The organism is Bacillus sp. JK74, assembly GCF_053663395.1.
In genome coordinates this window covers 633,710-649,392 of record NZ_JBSJQB010000002.1, presented here as the reverse complement: position 1 = coordinate 649,392, position 15,683 = coordinate 633,710, and the positions used below count along the sequence as shown (strand labels likewise).

General features: G+C 46.4%; 15 protein-coding genes and 2 riboswitches. Of the genes, 9 read left to right on the top strand and 6 right to left on the bottom strand.

What is annotated here, in order from left to right:
• Nucleotides 1-114: 114 nt before the first annotated feature.
• Together ACWJJ5_RS07570 and ACWJJ5_RS07565 are read left to right on the top strand one after the other, a co-directional pair.
• The gene (locus ACWJJ5_RS07570; RefSeq protein WP_070081716.1) at nucleotides 115-2,334 is read left to right on the top strand and encodes a PAS domain-containing sensor histidine kinase; all 2,220 of its coding nucleotides are present in this window, start codon (nucleotides 115-117) and stop codon (nucleotides 2,332-2,334) included.
• Nucleotides 2,331-2,828, top strand: a complete 498-nt coding sequence (locus ACWJJ5_RS07565; RefSeq protein ID WP_070081717.1) for a methylated-DNA--[protein]-cysteine S-methyltransferase — start codon at nucleotides 2,331-2,333, stop codon at nucleotides 2,826-2,828. Before ACWJJ5_RS07570 ends, ACWJJ5_RS07565 begins: the two co-directional genes overlap by 4 nt.
• A gap of 241 nt (nucleotides 2,829-3,069) precedes the next feature.
• On the opposite strand, the gene mtnA is transcribed toward ACWJJ5_RS07565, so the two are convergent.
• The 3 genes from mtnA to ACWJJ5_RS07550 form a co-directional block, all read right to left on the bottom strand.
• Entirely contained in the window at nucleotides 3,070-4,131 is a 1,062-nt protein-coding gene (gene mtnA / locus ACWJJ5_RS07560) for an S-methyl-5-thioribose-1-phosphate isomerase (RefSeq protein WP_102421844.1), read from the bottom strand.
• Nucleotides 4,132-4,137: 6 nt separating this feature from the next.
• The gene (gene mtnK, locus ACWJJ5_RS07555; RefSeq protein WP_102421845.1) at nucleotides 4,138-5,322 is read right to left on the bottom strand and encodes an S-methyl-5-thioribose kinase; all 1,185 of its coding nucleotides are present in this window, start codon (nucleotides 5,320-5,322) and stop codon (nucleotides 4,138-4,140) included.
• 109 nt (nucleotides 5,323-5,431) lie between these two features.
• A riboswitch (SAM riboswitch) is annotated at nucleotides 5,432-5,587 on the bottom strand.
• A gap of 91 nt (nucleotides 5,588-5,678) precedes the next feature.
• A complete protein-coding gene (locus tag ACWJJ5_RS07550; RefSeq protein ID WP_101562952.1) occupies nucleotides 5,679-6,458 on the bottom strand; it encodes a carbon-nitrogen family hydrolase in 780 nt (259 codons plus the stop codon).
• Between the two features lie 92 nt (nucleotides 6,459-6,550).
• Here ACWJJ5_RS07550 and ACWJJ5_RS07545 point away from each other — a divergent pair, with 92 nt between their 5' ends.
• The 6 genes from ACWJJ5_RS07545 (at nucleotide 6,551) to ACWJJ5_RS07520 (ending at nucleotide 11,560) form a co-directional block, all read left to right on the top strand.
• On the top strand, nucleotides 6,551-7,723 hold the full coding sequence (locus ACWJJ5_RS07545; RefSeq protein ID WP_454022319.1) for an aminotransferase class I/II-fold pyridoxal phosphate-dependent enzyme: 1,173 nt from the start codon (nucleotides 6,551-6,553) through the stop codon (nucleotides 7,721-7,723).
• 60 nt (nucleotides 7,724-7,783) lie between these two features.
• Nucleotides 7,784-7,883, top strand: a riboswitch (SAM riboswitch).
• A gap of 81 nt (nucleotides 7,884-7,964) precedes the next feature.
• Nucleotides 7,965-9,179, top strand: coding sequence for a 2,3-diketo-5-methylthiopentyl-1-phosphate enolase (gene mtnW, locus ACWJJ5_RS07540; RefSeq protein ID WP_454022318.1), 1,215 nt, complete (start codon nucleotides 7,965-7,967; stop codon nucleotides 9,177-9,179).
• On the top strand, nucleotides 9,176-9,880 hold the full coding sequence (gene mtnX, locus ACWJJ5_RS07535) for a 2-hydroxy-3-keto-5-methylthiopentenyl-1-phosphate phosphatase (RefSeq protein WP_070081721.1): 705 nt from the start codon (nucleotides 9,176-9,178) through the stop codon (nucleotides 9,878-9,880). The genes mtnW and mtnX overlap by 4 nt, the downstream gene beginning before the upstream one ends.
• Nucleotides 9,838-10,467 carry a methylthioribulose 1-phosphate dehydratase gene (locus ACWJJ5_RS07530; protein WP_069473372.1) on the top strand — a complete coding sequence of 210 codons (630 nt, stop codon included), beginning with the start codon at nucleotides 9,838-9,840 and terminating at the stop codon, nucleotides 10,465-10,467. Before mtnX ends, ACWJJ5_RS07530 begins: the two co-directional genes overlap by 43 nt.
• A 15-nt stretch (nucleotides 10,468-10,482) precedes the next feature.
• Nucleotides 10,483-11,019, top strand: a complete 537-nt coding sequence (locus tag ACWJJ5_RS07525) for a 1,2-dihydroxy-3-keto-5-methylthiopentene dioxygenase (protein ID WP_454022317.1) — start codon at nucleotides 10,483-10,485, stop codon at nucleotides 11,017-11,019.
• A 280-nt stretch (nucleotides 11,020-11,299) separates the two neighbouring features.
• Nucleotides 11,300-11,560 (top strand): aspartyl-phosphate phosphatase Spo0E family protein, encoded by a 261-nt coding sequence (locus ACWJJ5_RS07520; RefSeq protein ID WP_007408464.1) that lies wholly within the window; start codon nucleotides 11,300-11,302, stop codon nucleotides 11,558-11,560.
• A gap of 210 nt (nucleotides 11,561-11,770) precedes the next feature.
• Here ACWJJ5_RS07520 and ACWJJ5_RS07515 read toward each other — a convergent pair whose 3' ends face one another.
• Complete coding sequence (locus tag ACWJJ5_RS07515; protein WP_050556563.1) at nucleotides 11,771-13,288, bottom strand: ATP-binding protein; 1,518 nt, start codon at nucleotides 13,286-13,288, stop codon at nucleotides 11,771-11,773.
• Between the two features lie 198 nt (nucleotides 13,289-13,486).
• Here ACWJJ5_RS07515 and ACWJJ5_RS07510 point away from each other — a divergent pair, with 198 nt between their 5' ends.
• On the top strand, nucleotides 13,487-13,933 hold the full coding sequence (locus tag ACWJJ5_RS07510; protein WP_454022316.1) for a MarR family winged helix-turn-helix transcriptional regulator: 447 nt from the start codon (nucleotides 13,487-13,489) through the stop codon (nucleotides 13,931-13,933).
• Nucleotides 13,934-13,969: 36 nt separating this feature from the next.
• Here ACWJJ5_RS07510 and motB read toward each other — a convergent pair whose 3' ends face one another.
• Nucleotides 13,970-14,755, bottom strand: coding sequence for a flagellar motor protein MotB (gene motB, locus ACWJJ5_RS07505; RefSeq protein WP_069473375.1), 786 nt, complete (start codon nucleotides 14,753-14,755; stop codon nucleotides 13,970-13,972).
• Nucleotides 14,727-15,542 carry a flagellar motor stator protein MotA gene (gene motA / locus ACWJJ5_RS07500; RefSeq protein WP_003154684.1) on the bottom strand — a complete coding sequence of 272 codons (816 nt, stop codon included), beginning with the start codon at nucleotides 15,540-15,542 and terminating at the stop codon, nucleotides 14,727-14,729. Before motA ends, motB begins: the two co-directional genes overlap by 29 nt.
• Nucleotides 15,543-15,683 lie beyond the last annotated feature (141 nt).

The following is a 15,683-nucleotide window of genomic DNA, read 5'->3' as shown; positions in this document are numbered from 1 at the left end:
GACTTTAACTTGTCATATCATTGAAATTTTCTGAAATGTATAGGGCGAATGAAGGAAGATGAGGTATTTTGTAGAAATATTGAAGGATAGGTTTTTGAAGAAGGAGTGTACTGAATGGCTGAAACTCTGGATTTGCAAACAAACGAGTCGCTGAAAGAGCAGCTGAAGCGGATGAAAGAGGAAAATGACCGCCTGAAGAGTGAATTGAACCGGTATCATGTGATTATGAATAACACGCTTGATGCCATTTTTATATGCCGTAAGGAAATGAAAATCGTCCAGGCGAACGAGGCTGCGGCCCGGATGATGCAGATTGAGGCAGAGAGCCTTATTAACCGCTCCGTCCTGGACTTTTTATATTCCGTGCCTCAGGAAGAACTGAATAAGGCCGTGAAAAGGTTTTTAAAAAAAGGCCATCTGTGGAAAGAGGTGCCGATTAAGCTTGACAGCGGCGCGACGAAATACATTGAATTCCTCGCCAGAGACGGAATTGGGGAGGATTATTTTTTTGTGGTGATGAGGGACATCTCCTCTAAAAAAATATTAGAGCGCGAATTCTCCATGAACGAGCAGCTGTTTAAAGATTTGTTTGACAGGGCTGTCGACGGCATCGTGCTGTTTGATAAGGACGGCGGGTTTATTGATGCGAACCTCTCTTTTTGCAAAAGCTTTGAGATCGGCCAGAATGAATTGTCCCATCTGTCGCTCCGCCATTTTACCGACGGAGAAAACAAAAAGCATCTGAAAGAAATCTGGGAAACCCTCCGCAGAAAAGGAAACGCCAAAGGAGAACTGCCCGTCAAGCTTCGGTCCGGCGAAGAGAAGCTGTTTGAATTTACGATTACGTCCAACTTAATCAGCGGGTTCTACATGTCCATTATGAGAGACATAACAGAGAAACGGTTGATGGAATTGAAACTCTTTAAAAGCGAAGAGCGATTCCGCGAAATTTTTGAAAACGCCATGGACGCGATTGTCATTTGGTCTGATGACGGAAAGATTGCCAAAGCAAACGAATCGGCTTGCCGCATTTTCGAACTGCCGATGGATAAGCTGGTGGAGACGAATTTATGTACGTTTATCGTTGATCCGCAGAAAAAATACAAGCAGATTAAGAAGAAATATGAAAAATACGGGGAAATCCGTGAAGAAATGCTGTTTCAGATGGCAAACGGCCAATACAAAGAGCTTGAGTTCACATCAAAACGAACCATACTTGAAGGTCAGCATTTAACCATTTTAAGAAATGTCAGCGATCGTAAGCGGATGGAAAAAGAATTGCGGGAAAGCGAGCTGAAATTCAGAAAAGTATTCAACGGCTCAATGGACGGCAAGGTCTTATTTGACAACCAATTCCGTATTATTGACGCGAATCCTCTCGCAAGCCGTATACTCGGCATGCCGGATGAGGAGCTGAGAGCGTACACCGTTCCGGATATTCTTTCTTTATTTGATATTGAAAACGCTGGTGTTCCCGCCAGAAAGATTGATTTAGAAGGAATGGATAATGAAATCCCCTTCCTGTTAAGCAGCAGTGACAGCCGCAAACTGGAATTCTCCTTCAAAAGAAATATCATTCAAAATATGAATCTGGCCATCTTTAAAGATGTCACAGAGGCCAAAGAGCTTGAAGAGAGGCTGCGGAAATCCGACACTCTTCATGTTGTAGGGGAGCTGGCGGCGGGCATCGCCCACGAAATCAGAAACCCGATGACGGCGCTGAAAGGGTTCATTCAGCTTCTTCAAGGAAGCATTGAAGGCGAATATTCCCTGTACTTTAACGTCATTACCTCAGAATTAAAACGCATCGAGTCTATCATCACTGAATTTTTAATTTTAGCGAAACCTCAGGCGATATTATATGAAGAAAAAGACGTGACGCAGATTATGAAAGACACGGCTGATCTTTTGAATGCCCAGGCCAATCTTGTCAATGTGCAGATTCATCTGAATCTGACCGGAAACATCCCGCCGATTTACTGTGAACCGAATCAATTAAAACAGGTGTTTATCAATATTTTAAAAAACGCCATTGAAGTCATGCCGGGCGGCGGCAATATCTATGTGACCATCCAGCCTTCTGATCAAGACCACATTTTGATTTCTTTTCAAGATGAAGGAACGGGTATTTCCGAAGACAAATTAAAACGTCTGGGCGAGCCATTTTACACGACAAAAGACAGGGGAACGGGCCTCGGTCTCATGGTCAGCTATAAAATCATCGAAGAGCATCAGGGACGCATTCATGTGGAAAGTGAAGAAGGGAAGGGCACGGTTTTTCATTTGACACTTCCGATCCGGCAGAATACGGAAGAAAGAAGGAGCGGGGAATGATCTGTTTTACAAGTGTAAAAGCGCCATTTGGAACCGTCATCGTAACAGAGGAAGAGAGCTTTATTACCGGCCTGTTTCTCACCGGGGAAGATTTTGAGGAATGGCAAAAAGACGCACCCGGCGTAAAGCCGTGCGAAACCGCTTTGCTGTCGGAGGCGAAACAGCAGCTGGCATCATATTTTTCAGGAGAAAGAAAGCAATTCTCTCTGCCTCTTAGACAAAAAGGCACAGCCTTTCAGGAAAAGGTATGGAACGCGCTGACGATGATTCCTTACGGGGAATCCCGAAGCTACGGCGATATGGCTGAAGCGATCGGAAAACCGAAAGCGGTGCGAGCCATCGGACAAGCCAATAAACGAAACCGGCTGCCGATTTTTGTCCCGTGCCATCGGGTAATCGGCAAAAACAGCGCCTTAACGGGATACGCGGGCACGAAGACGGATGTAAAAGCGGTGCTGCTGAACATCGAACAAATATCCTATAAAGAAAAATAAAACATATGGCACGTTCCGTTTTTTCGCGTCCGACATATCATTTTATTAAGTGAAAAAAGTTGGTCTGGTGAAAAAGGAGGACGAAGCCTGATGAAAATGAGCCGTCCGCAAAAGATAGCCGGTTATGCAGAGCTGTTTTTTAAAATGCATCTCATTACAGCCGCCCAAAAAGATGAAGTGATTACATTGTGCAGACAAAAAAACCGCTGACATTGCCTGAGGCAACATCATCAGCGGTTTTTCAGCTCAACTGGCAGTCAGCGAATAATTGTTCAATTTCTTCCGTGTAAGAACCGGTCACAATTCCTTTCTCGGTGATAATGCCTGAAATCAGGCTGCCCGGTGTGATGTCAAAGGCCGGATTGAAGACCGGCACATCTTCGGGAGCGGTGGGTATGCCTGAGATCTGTCTGACTTCATCCGGATCTCTTTCCTCAATCGGAATCTGATCGCCGTTTTCAATCTGCAAGTCAAAGGTCGAAAGCGGTGCGGCCACAAAAAACGGAATCTGAAAGGCGTTTGCCAAAATAGCGAGGCCGTACGTTCCGATTTTGTTGGCCGTATCTCCGTTTTTAGCAATTCTGTCAGCGCCGACAATGACTGCTGAAATATGTTTTTCCTTCATTGTATGGGCGGCCATGCTGTCCGTAATGAGGGTGACATCAATTCCGCCCTGCATCAGCTCCCACGCCGTCAGCCGTGATCCTTGGAGAACGGGTCTTGTTTCACATGCGTAGATATGAAGGCCGAGGTCTTTTTGTTTCGCTAAGTAAAAGGGAGCAAGCGCCGTACCGTACCGGCTTGTAGCAATCGAGCCCGCATTGCAGATGGTCATGATCTGATCGCCTTTTTTAAAAAGGTGCAGCGCATTTTGGCCGATCATTCGGCAGGTTTCTTCATCCTCAATCTGAATTTGAATGGCTTCATGAACGAGTGTTGTCTTCGCTTCATTGATTGAAATCGCATCCCTGATGGAATCCGTCAGTCTGTCAAGCGCCCACGCGAGGTTGACGGCAGTGGGCCTCGAACTGTTTAAATACGCTTTGACATCCGCGAACTGACGTCGGAAATCTGAAAGGTCGCGGGCTTCAAATGACTTGGCGGAGAGCGCGAGTCCGAATGCCGCGGTTATACCGATGGCAGGGGCGCCCCTTACTTTCAGCGTGACAATCGCGTCGAATACATCTTCCTTTGTTTCAAGTTCCACATACTCAGTGACGTCGGGAAGCTTTTGCTGATTTAAAATGCGGATGTAGGTTTCTTTCCATTCCACAGAACGGGGGATGGCAAATTCATTGGTCATGCTGCATCATTCCTTTACACGGAGCTTAAATTGGTCCAGAACCTCGGTGATATGCTTCAGTTCTTTTCTGTTTTCGATATAATAGGCGCCGATCTCAAGCGCCAGCTTCTTCCGTTCGATTCGTTTGTCAAACGGAGTGATTTCATCTAAGTCAGCCACATGGGCGAGTCCGATCGTGCGCCGGATCAATTCGCATCCCGCAAAACCGACCGCTTCTTCAAACGCGTTTTTCAGTGTGTCTTCCAGCAGGTGTCTGCGGGAAGGCAGGCAGTCTTTCTCCCATGCTTCACTGAATGTTTTCACAAATGTATCCCATACGGCGGCAGTATGGTCATATAACGGCTGTCTGTCGTCACCGTCGCGGCTGAGGGCGTTTAACAGCAGATTGGCGATAAATTGGCCGATATCAAACCCGATCGGTCCGAAGAAAGCAAACTCGGGATCAATCACCTTTGTTTCAAGTTCATCGGCGAAGATGCTTCCCGTGTGCAGATCGCCGTGAACCAATGTTTCCGCGGAATTCAGAAAGATGGCTTTCAATTCGTCAGCGCCTTCTTTCAGCCGGGAATTGTTCCAAACTTTTTCTGCGTATGGGCGCAGCTCCTCTTCAAAATCGTTTGTCTCATGGTCGAGAAACGGTTCTGTAAACACAAGCCTTTCTGTAATATTGCAAAGCTCAGGATTTGTAAACTGCTTTGCGAGCTGCTGCTTTACTTTCGCATCGAGCGCATAATCGGATGAGTAAAAAAGCGTTTTCCCTAAAAATTCACCGATATGAACCGATAAGTTCGGATAATGCTGCCCTTCCAGCAGCCCTTTTCTTGAAATCTGCAAATGTGAGAGGTCTTCCATTACCGTGACGGCCATTTCAGTATCGGAATAGTAAACGGCCGGAACGAGGTGCGGCACGTGTTCGCCCTGGCGGATGAGGGCGCTGCTTTCGATTCTCGCCCGATCAATTGTAAGCGGCCAGCTTTCACCGACGACTTTCGCGTAAGGAATCGCCTGTTTGATAATCAGTCCTTTTTGGTTTTCTTTATCGTAAACATGAAAGACGTAATTTAAATTGCCGTCGCCGATTTCACGGCATGTCAGAGTGCTTTTGCTTTGGAATAAGCCGAGCTTGACGGCTAACGCGGCGGCGGAGCTTTCTGTTAATTGTTCATAAAGACTTGTTTTAGTTGCTGACATGGATTTACCCTCCAATTATGTAGTGGCAGTAAGAGATCGTGACGGAGAATACGCCCGAAAAAAAGCCTCCTTCTCTGAAAGAGAAGGAGGCTGAAACAGTGCAGTCCGCCTCTTATCTCTCAGATAACATCTGATGGAATTAGCACCGTGCCTTATGAGACAATCGTCTCGGCGCAAAATGTACGCGCCCCATTTCACAATGGAATTACGGTCGGTTGCTGTTGGGGTCAAAAGGCCAATTCCCTCGCCCAACTCTCGATAAGAGAAAATATATTGATTTGTATCACAATTCGGATTAATCAGTTGATGAAAATATTAGCAGGTGCCGGATATTCTTGTCAACGTTTTTTTGAAAATTAATATAAATCACGCCGCAAGTCTTGGAAAACCGGAATGGTTCCGCGGACGGCCGCGCTTTCTGACACATCAATTTCCGCCCGGACTGCGCCTTCCGTCCGGTCTCCTTCGGCTAAAATCCGGCCCCACGGGTCAATAATCAGGCTGTGGCCGGCAAATTCATTATCGGGATTGGACCCCGTGCAGTTAGAGGCTGCGACAAAACATTGGTTTTCAATTGCTCTGGCGACAAGCAGGCTTCGCCAATGATCAAGGCGGGGCAGAGGCCATTCCGCAGAGATAAACAGGACATTCGCGCCCTGGGACGTATGCTTTCTGATCCATTCGGGGAAACGGATATCATAGCAGATCAGCCCGGCGCACTTGACACCGTCAAGCTCAAAGGAACCGTCGCTGTTTCCTGCTGACAAGTAAAGGTGTTCATCCATCAGCTGAAACAGATGGGCTTTCTGATACCGCTTCACGATCTGTCCGCTGTTATCGGCGATGTACATGGTGTTATAGACATTTTCGCCTTCTTTGACCGCAAAAGATCCGGCAACGAGGTGTACGTTGTATGTTTTTGCCGTTTCTTTAAGCCACTGTTCCGAAACTTTGCCGTTTTCATCCGCCAGCTGGTCTAGCCGTGTGAGATCATAGCCGGTCGTCCACAACTCAGGAAGCACGATTACATCCGCATGGCGGCTTTCTTGCTCAATCAAAGATTCTGCTTTTTTAAAATTTTCTGAAGGATTTCCGTATGAAATATCAAATTGCAAACAGGAAACGGTCCATTTCATTTTTTAACACCTCAAGTTTCTCTTTACTTTTTTTATTTAACCATATATGATGATGGACTATCATTTCAAGACATTTTTAGAAGGTGAAAAATATGAACTTTGAAATCTCAGATGTACTCAAACAGCTGCCGGAACAATTTTTCGCATCATTGGTGCAAAAAGTGAATCAAAAGCTGAAAGAAGGCAGAGACGTCATCAATTTAGGGCAGGGAAACCCTGATCAGCCGACGCCTCAGCATATCGTTGAAGAAATGAAGCTCGCCGTCGAAAGGCCGGAAAATCATAAATACTCCTCATTCCGGGGCGCTTACAGCTTCAAAAAAGCAGCCGCTGCATTTTATGAAAGGGAGTACGGGGTCACGCTTGATCCGGAAACGGAAGTCGCCGTGCTGTTCGGAGGCAAGGCGGGACTTGTTGAGCTTCCGCAATGTCTTTTAAACCCGGGAGATACCATTCTGGTGCCTGATCCCGGATATCCTGATTACTGGTCGGGCGTCGCCCTTGCGAAAGCGAAAATGGAAATGATGCCGCTGACGGAAGAAAGAGGGTTTCTCCCTGATTACAGCGTAATTCCTGAAAAGGTGCGGAGCGAGGCGAAGCTGCTGTATCTCAATTATCCGAATAATCCGACCGGTGCTGTGGCGACAGAGGCGTTTTTTGAGGAGACGGTCGGTTTTGCGGAACAAAACGGCATTTGTGTCGTTCATGATTTCGCGTACGGAGCCGTCGGTTTTGACGGGCATAAACCGCTGAGCTTTTTGCAGACGGAAGGCGCAAAAGAGACGGGAATCGAAATCTATACCTTGTCCAAAACGTATAATATGGCGGGCTGGCGGGTCGGATTTGCCGTCGGAAACGCTTCTGTTATCGAAGCGATCAACCTTTATCAGGATCATATGTTTGTCAGCCTGTTTCCCGCGGCGCAGCAGGCGGCGGCAGCCGCTCTTTTAGCGGATCAGGCATGCGTCGCAGCGCAAAATGACAGATATGAATCAAGACGCAATGCATGGATTAAAGCCTGCCGCGGTATCGGCTGGGATGTGACGGCTCCGGCGGGCTCCTTTTTTGCATGGCTCCCTGTGCCCGACGGTTATACGTCACAGTCGTTTTCAGATCTGCTGCTCGAGAAAGCGGATGTCGCCGTCGCTGCCGGAAACGGGTTCGGAAAATGGGGGGAAGGCTATATAAGAGTCGGTCTTCTGACAAGTGATGAAAGACTTAAAGAAGCTGCGGAACGGATCGGGAAACTGAATCTTTTCACCTGAAAAAGCATTGACATATCAGGATAACAATGCGATAATTCAAAATACTTTATAAAATCATTATTCTTATCAAGAGCAGGCAGAGGGACGAGCCCGATGAAGCCCGGCAACCGACTGATAAAGCACGGTGCTAATTCTTGCAGCAGGAGCTGAGAGATAAGATTCGGACATAACACGAAGCCTCTTTCTGCTCATACGGAAGAGGTTTTTTTATGTTTTGTGAAAGAAAGAGAGGCGTTCACGCATGAGCGAAGTATTGGCAACATATCTTCTGACAAACACAACGGACAGTGAAAAGCGGGCGGAACAGATTGCGGCGGGGCTGACGGTAGGCTCCTGGACTGACCTGCCCCTGGTGAAGCAGGAACAGCTCAGAAAACATAAAGGCCGGGTCGTAAAAGTTGAGGAGAAAGAAGGAACCTCAGAAAACGAAACACAATCTGTCATCACTATCGCCTATCCTGAGGCGAACTTTTCAAGAGATATTCCGGCCGTCCTGACGACGGTATTCGGAAAGCTGTCACTGGACGGAAAAATAAAATTGACTGATCTTGAATTTTCCGAAGAGTTTAAACGCTCCCTTCCCGGGCCGAAATTTGGTATATACGGCATCCGCAAACTGCTGGGCGAATTTGAAAGACCGCTTCTGATGAGCATATTTAAAGGCGTGATCGGACGGGATCTCGCCGACATTAAAGAACAGCTCAGACAGCAGGCGCTCGGCGGCGTGGATCTGATTAAAGATGACGAAATTTTCTTTGAAAATGAACTGGCTCCGTTTGAAACCCGCATTATCGCAGGAAAACAAGTCCTGAAGGAAACCCGGGAGGAGACGGGGCATAAAACGCTGTATGCCGTAAACCTTACGGGAAGGACCGCTGAACTGCGGGATAAAGCGAGGCGCGCGGCAGAACTCGGGGCGGACGCGCTTTTATTGAATGTGTTCGCTTACGGTTTAGATGTGATGCAGAGCCTTGCCGAAGACAGGGAAATCCCGCTTCCGATCATGGCGCATCCGGCAGTCAGCGGCGCGTTCACATCATCTCCCGTTTACGGCTTGTCGCATGCGCTTTTGCTCGGCAAGCTGAACCGCTATTGCGGCGCTGATTTCAGCTTATTTCCGTCACCTTACGGATCCGTTGCTCTTCCGAAGGAGTCCGCGCTTGCAATCCATGATGAATGTGTAAAAGACGATGTCTTTCATCCGTCGTTTGCCGTCCCGTCAGCAGGCATTCACCCCGGTATGGTGCCATTGTTGATGCGCGATTTCGGCATCGATCACATCATCAATGCCGGCGGTGGCATTCACGGCCATCCGAAAGGAGCCGAGGGCGGCGGAAAAGCGTTCCGCGCCATCATTGATGCGGTGCTTGAAGCGCAGCCGATTGAAGAAAAAGCCGCGTCGTGCAAAGATCTTCAGCTCGCATTAGACAAATGGGGAAGGGTGGAAGCCGTATGACCCGCACACCGCTGATTATTTGTGATTTCGACGGCACGGTCACCATGAACGACAACATTGTCAGCATGATGAAAGAATTCGCGCCTCCTGAGTGGCTTGAATTAAAAGACGGTGTTCTGTCTAAAAGCATATCAATCCAAGAAGGGGTCGGCCGGATGTTCGGACTGCTGCCGAGCAGCTTAAAAGAAGAACTGACCGGCTTTATTCTGAAGGATGCGAAAATACGGGACGGCTTTTTGGATTTTGTCTCGTTTGTCCGGTCAAACGGCCTCCCGTTTTATATCGTAAGCGGAGGAATGGACTTTTTTGTGCATCCGCTTTTGGAAGGGATCGTAGAAAAGGAGCGGATTTTCTGCAATCATGCATCCTTTGACAATGAATATATTCATATAGACTGGCCGCACGCCTGTGACGGAGGCTGCACCAATCAATGCGGCTGCTGCAAACCGTCAGTCATCCGGAAGCTGTCCGATCAGCAGAAATTTCTCATTATGATCGGTGATTCGGTCACGGATGTCGAGGCTGCAAAGTTATCCGATATGTGTTTTGCGAGAGATTATCTTTTGACTGAATGCAAAGAACTCGGCCTCCGGCATCTGCCTTTTCAAGATTTTCATGAGGTGAAAACAGGCATTGAAAACATCGGGGAGGTGCAGGCATGGCTGCAAAAGAAGAACGCTGGCGCGAACTTGCCGAGGTAAAGCGCGAGCTGGCCGAAAGAGACTGGTTCCCGGCAACGAGCGGGAATCTTTCCATCAAAGTATCCGACGCGCCGCTGACTTTCCTCGTTACGGCGAGCGGAAAAGACAAACGAAAAGAAACAGACGAAGATTTTCTCTTAATCGATGAGAACGGGAAGCCCGCTGAGACCGGCCATTCTTTAAAACCTTCAGCGGAAACGCTTCTCCATACTTACTTATACCAAAAGACAGACGCAGGCTGCTGTCTGCATGTCCATACCGTTAATAATAATGTCATCTCAGAGCTTTACGGGGATGAAAAACAAATCACTTTTCAGGGGCAGGAGATGATTAAGGCGCTCGGATTATGGGAGGAAAACGCGTCCGTGACCGTTCCGATCATTGACAACCCGGCGCACATCCCGGCATTGGCCGAAAGCTTCGCGCACCATGCGGACGCCGGCTCAGGCGCGGTGTTAATCCGCAATCACGGCATTACGGCATGGGGGCGGACCGCATTTGAAGCGAAAAGGGTGCTGGAAGCCTATGAATTTTTATTCAGCTGCCACCTCAAGCTTCTGTCACTTCGGCCGCAGCTAGTAAAATAAAAGGAGGAATAGAAAATGGCGACCATCAGAATTCATGACGAAAAGAATACGCTCATTGAAAAACAGGAAGAAGTAGCGCGCTTCTTAGACGAACAAGAGGTGATCTATGAGCAGTGGAACATTGAAAAACTTCCGTCTGAGCTTTCGGAGAAATACAATCTGACAGAAGGTGAAAAAGAAAGGATTCTCGCAGTGTTTGACAAGGAGATTCAGGATATTTCAGCCCGGCGCGGATATCAGTCTCAGGATGTCATTTCTTTATCAGATACCACGCCGAATCTTGATGAATTATTAAAAAATTTCCAAAGAGAACATCACCACACGGATGATGAAGTCCGCTTTATCGTCAGCGGACACGGCATCTTCGTCATTCAAGGCAAAGACGGCACATTTTTCGACGTCCGTTTAAATCCGGGAGATTTGATTTCAGTTCCGGAGAACATCCGCCACTACTTTACGCTTCAGGAAGACCGCCGGGTCGTCGCAATCCGAATTTTCGTGACGACAGAGGGCTGGGTGCCGATTTACGAAAATGAAAGTGTGCAAAACTGATAGACGCCCGAACCTCTCATGCCCCCGCCGGCATGAGAGGTTTTTTATTGTAATATAAAGTCAGCTGTGGCTGTTTTTTAAATCTTGAATATGCCGCATTCTGTTTATATCATTACCTGAATGGGTATTATTCTCGTATTCATGCTAAAGATTCCAATATGAAATGAAAAAATAAGTTATTTAGTAAAAAAATGTTTACAAATAAAGTATAATCTGTAATAATGCTCAATAACCCAATCAAACTTGTTTCCTATTCTTTTAGCGGTGAGGGGTGAAGTGAATGGGCAGTTATTCTGAACAAGAAAAATTGCTTCTATCTATTGATAAAAAAAGAAAAATGATGATAGATGCGGCTAACAGGCAAGGGTTTACAGGATATGACACGATCAGGCACAGCCAGGAACTGGACTGTCTGATGAACGCGTATCAGCAGCTGGTAAACCGTGATCGCACACATCACCAAGGAATACAGGGCCTTGTGAAGAAAATAGGCTTGTTCTCCCGCGGTGACGTCATGCCTGCATATGAAGCAAACAAATGATTGATGATAAAACAGATAACGAAGACTGAATGCGCTTCCTGATCAAGCGCCGCATCCGAAAGATGACCGCGTACAGTCAGCAGATTTTTCCGCTGGCACGGCTCACGAAGCGCCTCGTACTATCTGCCGGCTATGATGCCGTTCCTCTGGTATATCCTCTTACACATATTCTTCTTTAAATAAAAAACACCCCGATCCAGGGTGTTTTTTTCATCGTGAAGCGGCAGGGAGGGTAATGGTGACCTCTGTCCCCTTATCGACTTCGCTTTGAATGTCAATCGAACCGCCGTACATCAGCATGATTCGTTTACATACGACAAGGCCGAGGCCGGTGCCTTTTTCCTTTGACGTTACAAACGGAAGAAAAATGTGTTCAAGCATATCTTCAGAAATGCCCATTCCGTTGTCGGCCACCTTAATGACTGCTTTATGGTCGCGGGCTTCTAAATAGATGGACAGCCGGCCGCCTTCCTGCATGGATTCCAGTGCGTTTTTTGCGACATTTAAAATCACCTGTTTAATATGGTCTTTCGTACAGTTGACCTTGAGCGGCCGATTGACGAGAATCTCCACATTCACTTCCACATTATACAGATTCCCTTCAGAATAAATAATCGGCATAATTTCATCAAGAATATCCTGCAGCGAGTTCACTTCCAACCGTTCAGCAGTAGGTTTACCGAGCACTAAAAACTCACTGACAATCTGATTGATCCGTTTAATCTCCTGCTCAATAATTGAGAAATACAGCTGATCTTCCTCCGATTTGTATTTTTTCTGCAAAAGCTGAATGAAGCCGCTGATCCCTGTAAGCGGGTTGCGGATTTCATGGGCGGTGCTGGCGGCAAGCGTTCCGATCAGCTCCAATTTCTGCGCTTCATTTTGAGCGCGCTCCAGCTGGGTCTTGCGCTTAAGCAGATAATATTGAACGAGGATGAACAGAATATTCAGCAGCACGGCAATACTGGACATCGGCAGCAGCACGCTTTTGGTCAGCTCGTTCAGCTCAACCGGTTTCGGATAAACATTGATATTCCAATTAATATCATCCAGATAGCCGCTGACCGGTTGCACCCCTTCTGATTGATCAGCCCGTCCGCTGGCAAATATCACTTTATTCTGATTGGTTGCCTTGACATAAACGTCAGGGCTCAGCATATTGATCATATTTCTCAAATAATCGACTTGAATGGCGGCTACTAAATAATCCGTGACTTCCCGTTTTGCGTCTAACACCGGCACGCAGATCGTGAAGATGCGCTGGCCTGTAATTCTGCTGGAGTAGTCATTTGTGATAACCGTTTTTTTCGTCTTTTTCGCCTTCGTAAAATACGGTCTGTCGGCCAAATTCACCTTTGATTTCAGATCAGTCGTGCTTGCGATGACATCACCTTTGGAATTCAGCATATACAGACCGCTGAATCTGGGTTCATCCTCAAAAGCCTGATCGAGAATATCAATGATCTTTTCTTCATTGACAGGCTTATCGACAGCGATCGCAAGTGTTGTCATCCGGGCTTTTGTTTCACCGATTAAATAATTGAGCTTATTGCGGTGAAGGTTGAGCATCATACTGGCTTCCTGTATGTGTTTATCGGCTATTTTCTGCTTTTCTTTTTCATAAATGAAAAAGCTGATAATAAGTGCCGGGATGATCACCAATATGAGATAAAGTTTGATCTTTCCCCGGGCACCTTTAAATGTATTCACTCTGCATCGCTCCAACATTACACTTGAATAGAGGTATTATATCATTTTTATACTTCTTTAATAAGAAAAAATAACCAAAATGATAGAAAAACAAATTATTTTATTAAGGCCAGACAAAAAGAAGAGAAATTTTGGAAACATTTTTGTTGACATTTTTCATTTTGTTTATTAATGTTTCTCTGTAACGGTTTCTTTTGTAAAAGGATGATTGAATGTATGACGGATAAAACAGAAAACTCATTGAAATTATTTATTGTACTGTCACGTGCGTACCGATCTATTAACGACCATATGAATAAACATATTCATAAGCACGGTCTGAACCCGACGGAATTTGCGGTGCTTGAGCTGCTGTACCACAAAGGCAACCAGCCGCTTCAGCAGATCGGCGACAAAATTTTATTAGCGAGCGGAAGTATTACATACGTTGTTGACAAATTAGAGAAAAAAGAACTTCTCATCAGAAAAGCCTCGCCGACTGACAGAAGAGTGACTTTCGCACAAATTTCCGAAAAGGGAATCCGTCTTTTGAACGATATTTTCCCTAATCATGCTGAAGAAATTAAAGAAATGATCAGTGTGCTGAGTGATGAAGAGATAGAAATGTGTACGGAAATGCTGAAAAGAGTGGGGTTAAACGCTAAACATTTTCATCAGAAATAAAAAAAGGAAGCCGTTTGAAAGGCTTCCTTTTTTATATTACTGATTTTGGTCAGTCGCGGCGTTTCTAGGCTGTATCAATACCTCGACGCGCCTGTTTTTGCTGCGCCCTTCAGCGGTTTTGTTCGACACGGCCGGTTTATACTCTCCGAAACCTTTGGCGCTGAATACTTTTGCGTCAAGTTTCGGGTTTTCCGTGAGAATAGCCATGAAGTTGACGGCCCGCATGACGCTTAAATGCCAGTTAGATTGATATTGTGAGTTTTTAATCGGCACATTGTCCGTATGTCCGCTGATGATAATGTTCCTCGGCGGATTCAGCACAAGGAGATTCGAGATTTCCTTGGCAAGCGGAATATCTTCCTGACGGATATCCGCCCGTCCGGAATCAAAAAAGATACTGTCTTTAATGGTAATTAAGAGCCCTTCTTTAGTCATCTTTGTTTCCAGCTGAGTTTCAAGCTTTTTGTTTTTTATAAATTGATTGACTTGCTTTTGCACGCCTTCAAGTTCTTCGCGGTCGGCTGCTTCTCTTTCTTTCTTTTTCTGTTCTTTATCTTTTTCCTTGTCTTTTTTTAACTGATCAATGCCGTCTTTTTCGTTTTCAGGAGGGGTGACGCTTGAATATTCAAGAACACCCGTGCCTCCGGTAAACACGGCGTTAAATGATTTAGACAGCATTTGGAATTTCGCCGCATCGACCGAGCTCATGGCGAACAATACAATGAACAGAGCCAAAAGAAGGGTGAGCAAATCCGCGTACGGGATCAGCCAAGACTCATCCACATGCTCGTCATCATGCTTCTTCTTCTTTTTTCTCGCCATTGTTTGCCTCTCCTTCTTGTTCAGCGACTTTTGCGCGTTCATTCGCAGGAAGATACATGAGAAGTTTTTGTTCGATCACTTTCGGGGCCTGTCCTTCAAGCACTGACAGAACGCCTTCGATCATGATTTCACGCAGTTTGACTTCCTGCTTTGATTTGCGTTTCAGTTTGTTGGCGAAGGGATGCCAAAGTACATACCCTGTGAAAATCCCGAGAAGGGTGGCGACAAACGCCGCACTGATGGCATGTCCGAGCGCCTCGGTATTGTTCATGTTGGAAAGAGCGGCGATAAGGCCGATGACCGCACCCAAAACGCCGAGTGTCGGCGCATATGTGCCGGCTTGTGTAAAGATGGCTGCGCCGGCCTGGTGTCTGTCTTCCATCGCTTCAACTTCCTCAGTCATAATATCTCTGATAAATTCTGCGCTTTGTCCGTCAACCGCCATGCTCAGGCCGTTTTTCAAAAATGCGTCATCCACGTCTTCAATGCTTGCTTCTAATGCGAGCAGACCTTCACGTCTGGCGATTTGCGCCCATTGAGAGAACATAGGAATTAATTGCGCAATTGTCAGCTGTTTGTTTTCTTTAAACAGCACTTTAAAAAGGGCAGGCACTTTTTTGATTTCTTTTCCGGGGAATGCGATGATCACCGCAGAAATCGTACCGAACAAAATAATCAGAATAGCTGCCGGGTTAGCGAGTGCGCTTAAGCTGACCCCTTTCAGCACCATGCCCACGCTTAAAGCAATCACGGCGAGGATGATACCGATAATCGATGTTTTATCCATAGTTTTCACCAAATCCTTTATACTAGCTTTCTATGGTTAATATCGGTGGCAGTGCATGGAACTTTAGGGTGATTGAGAAATTGTTCCCGAATTCTTCACAGTTTCTCCCTTCCGGCATGGAGAAATAACAAAAAAGCGGCT

Coding starts and splice junctions, on each gene's coding strand:
- ACWJJ5_RS07570 (WP_070081716.1), top strand. CDS start 115: ATGGCTGAAACTCTGGATTTGCAAACAAACGAGTCGCTGAAAGAGCAG.
- ACWJJ5_RS07565 (WP_070081717.1), top strand. CDS start 2,331: ATGATCTGTTTTACAAGTGTAAAAGCGCCATTTGGAACCGTCATCGTA.
- mtnA (WP_102421844.1), bottom strand. CDS start 4,131: ATGACCAATGAATTTGCCATCCCCCGTTCTGTGGAATGGAAAGAAACC.
- mtnK (WP_102421845.1), bottom strand. CDS start 5,322: ATGTCAGCAACTAAAACAAGTCTTTATGAACAATTAACAGAAAGCTCC.
- ACWJJ5_RS07550 (WP_101562952.1), bottom strand. CDS start 6,458: ATGAAATGGACCGTTTCCTGTTTGCAATTTGATATTTCATACGGAAAT.
- ACWJJ5_RS07545 (WP_454022319.1), top strand. CDS start 6,551: ATGAACTTTGAAATCTCAGATGTACTCAAACAGCTGCCGGAACAATTT.
- mtnW (WP_454022318.1), top strand. CDS start 7,965: ATGAGCGAAGTATTGGCAACATATCTTCTGACAAACACAACGGACAGT.
- mtnX (WP_070081721.1), top strand. CDS start 9,176: ATGACCCGCACACCGCTGATTATTTGTGATTTCGACGGCACGGTCACC.
- ACWJJ5_RS07530 (WP_069473372.1), top strand. CDS start 9,838: ATGGCTGCAAAAGAAGAACGCTGGCGCGAACTTGCCGAGGTAAAGCGC.
- ACWJJ5_RS07525 (WP_454022317.1), top strand. CDS start 10,483: ATGGCGACCATCAGAATTCATGACGAAAAGAATACGCTCATTGAAAAA.
- ACWJJ5_RS07520 (WP_007408464.1), top strand. CDS start 11,300: ATGGGCAGTTATTCTGAACAAGAAAAATTGCTTCTATCTATTGATAAA.
- ACWJJ5_RS07515 (WP_050556563.1), bottom strand. CDS start 13,288: ATGTTGGAGCGATGCAGAGTGAATACATTTAAAGGTGCCCGGGGAAAG.
- ACWJJ5_RS07510 (WP_454022316.1), top strand. CDS start 13,487: ATGACGGATAAAACAGAAAACTCATTGAAATTATTTATTGTACTGTCA.
- motB (WP_069473375.1), bottom strand. CDS start 14,755: ATGGCGAGAAAAAAGAAGAAGAAGCATGATGACGAGCATGTGGATGAG.
- motA (WP_003154684.1), bottom strand. CDS start 15,542: ATGGATAAAACATCGATTATCGGTATCATCCTCGCCGTGATTGCTTTA.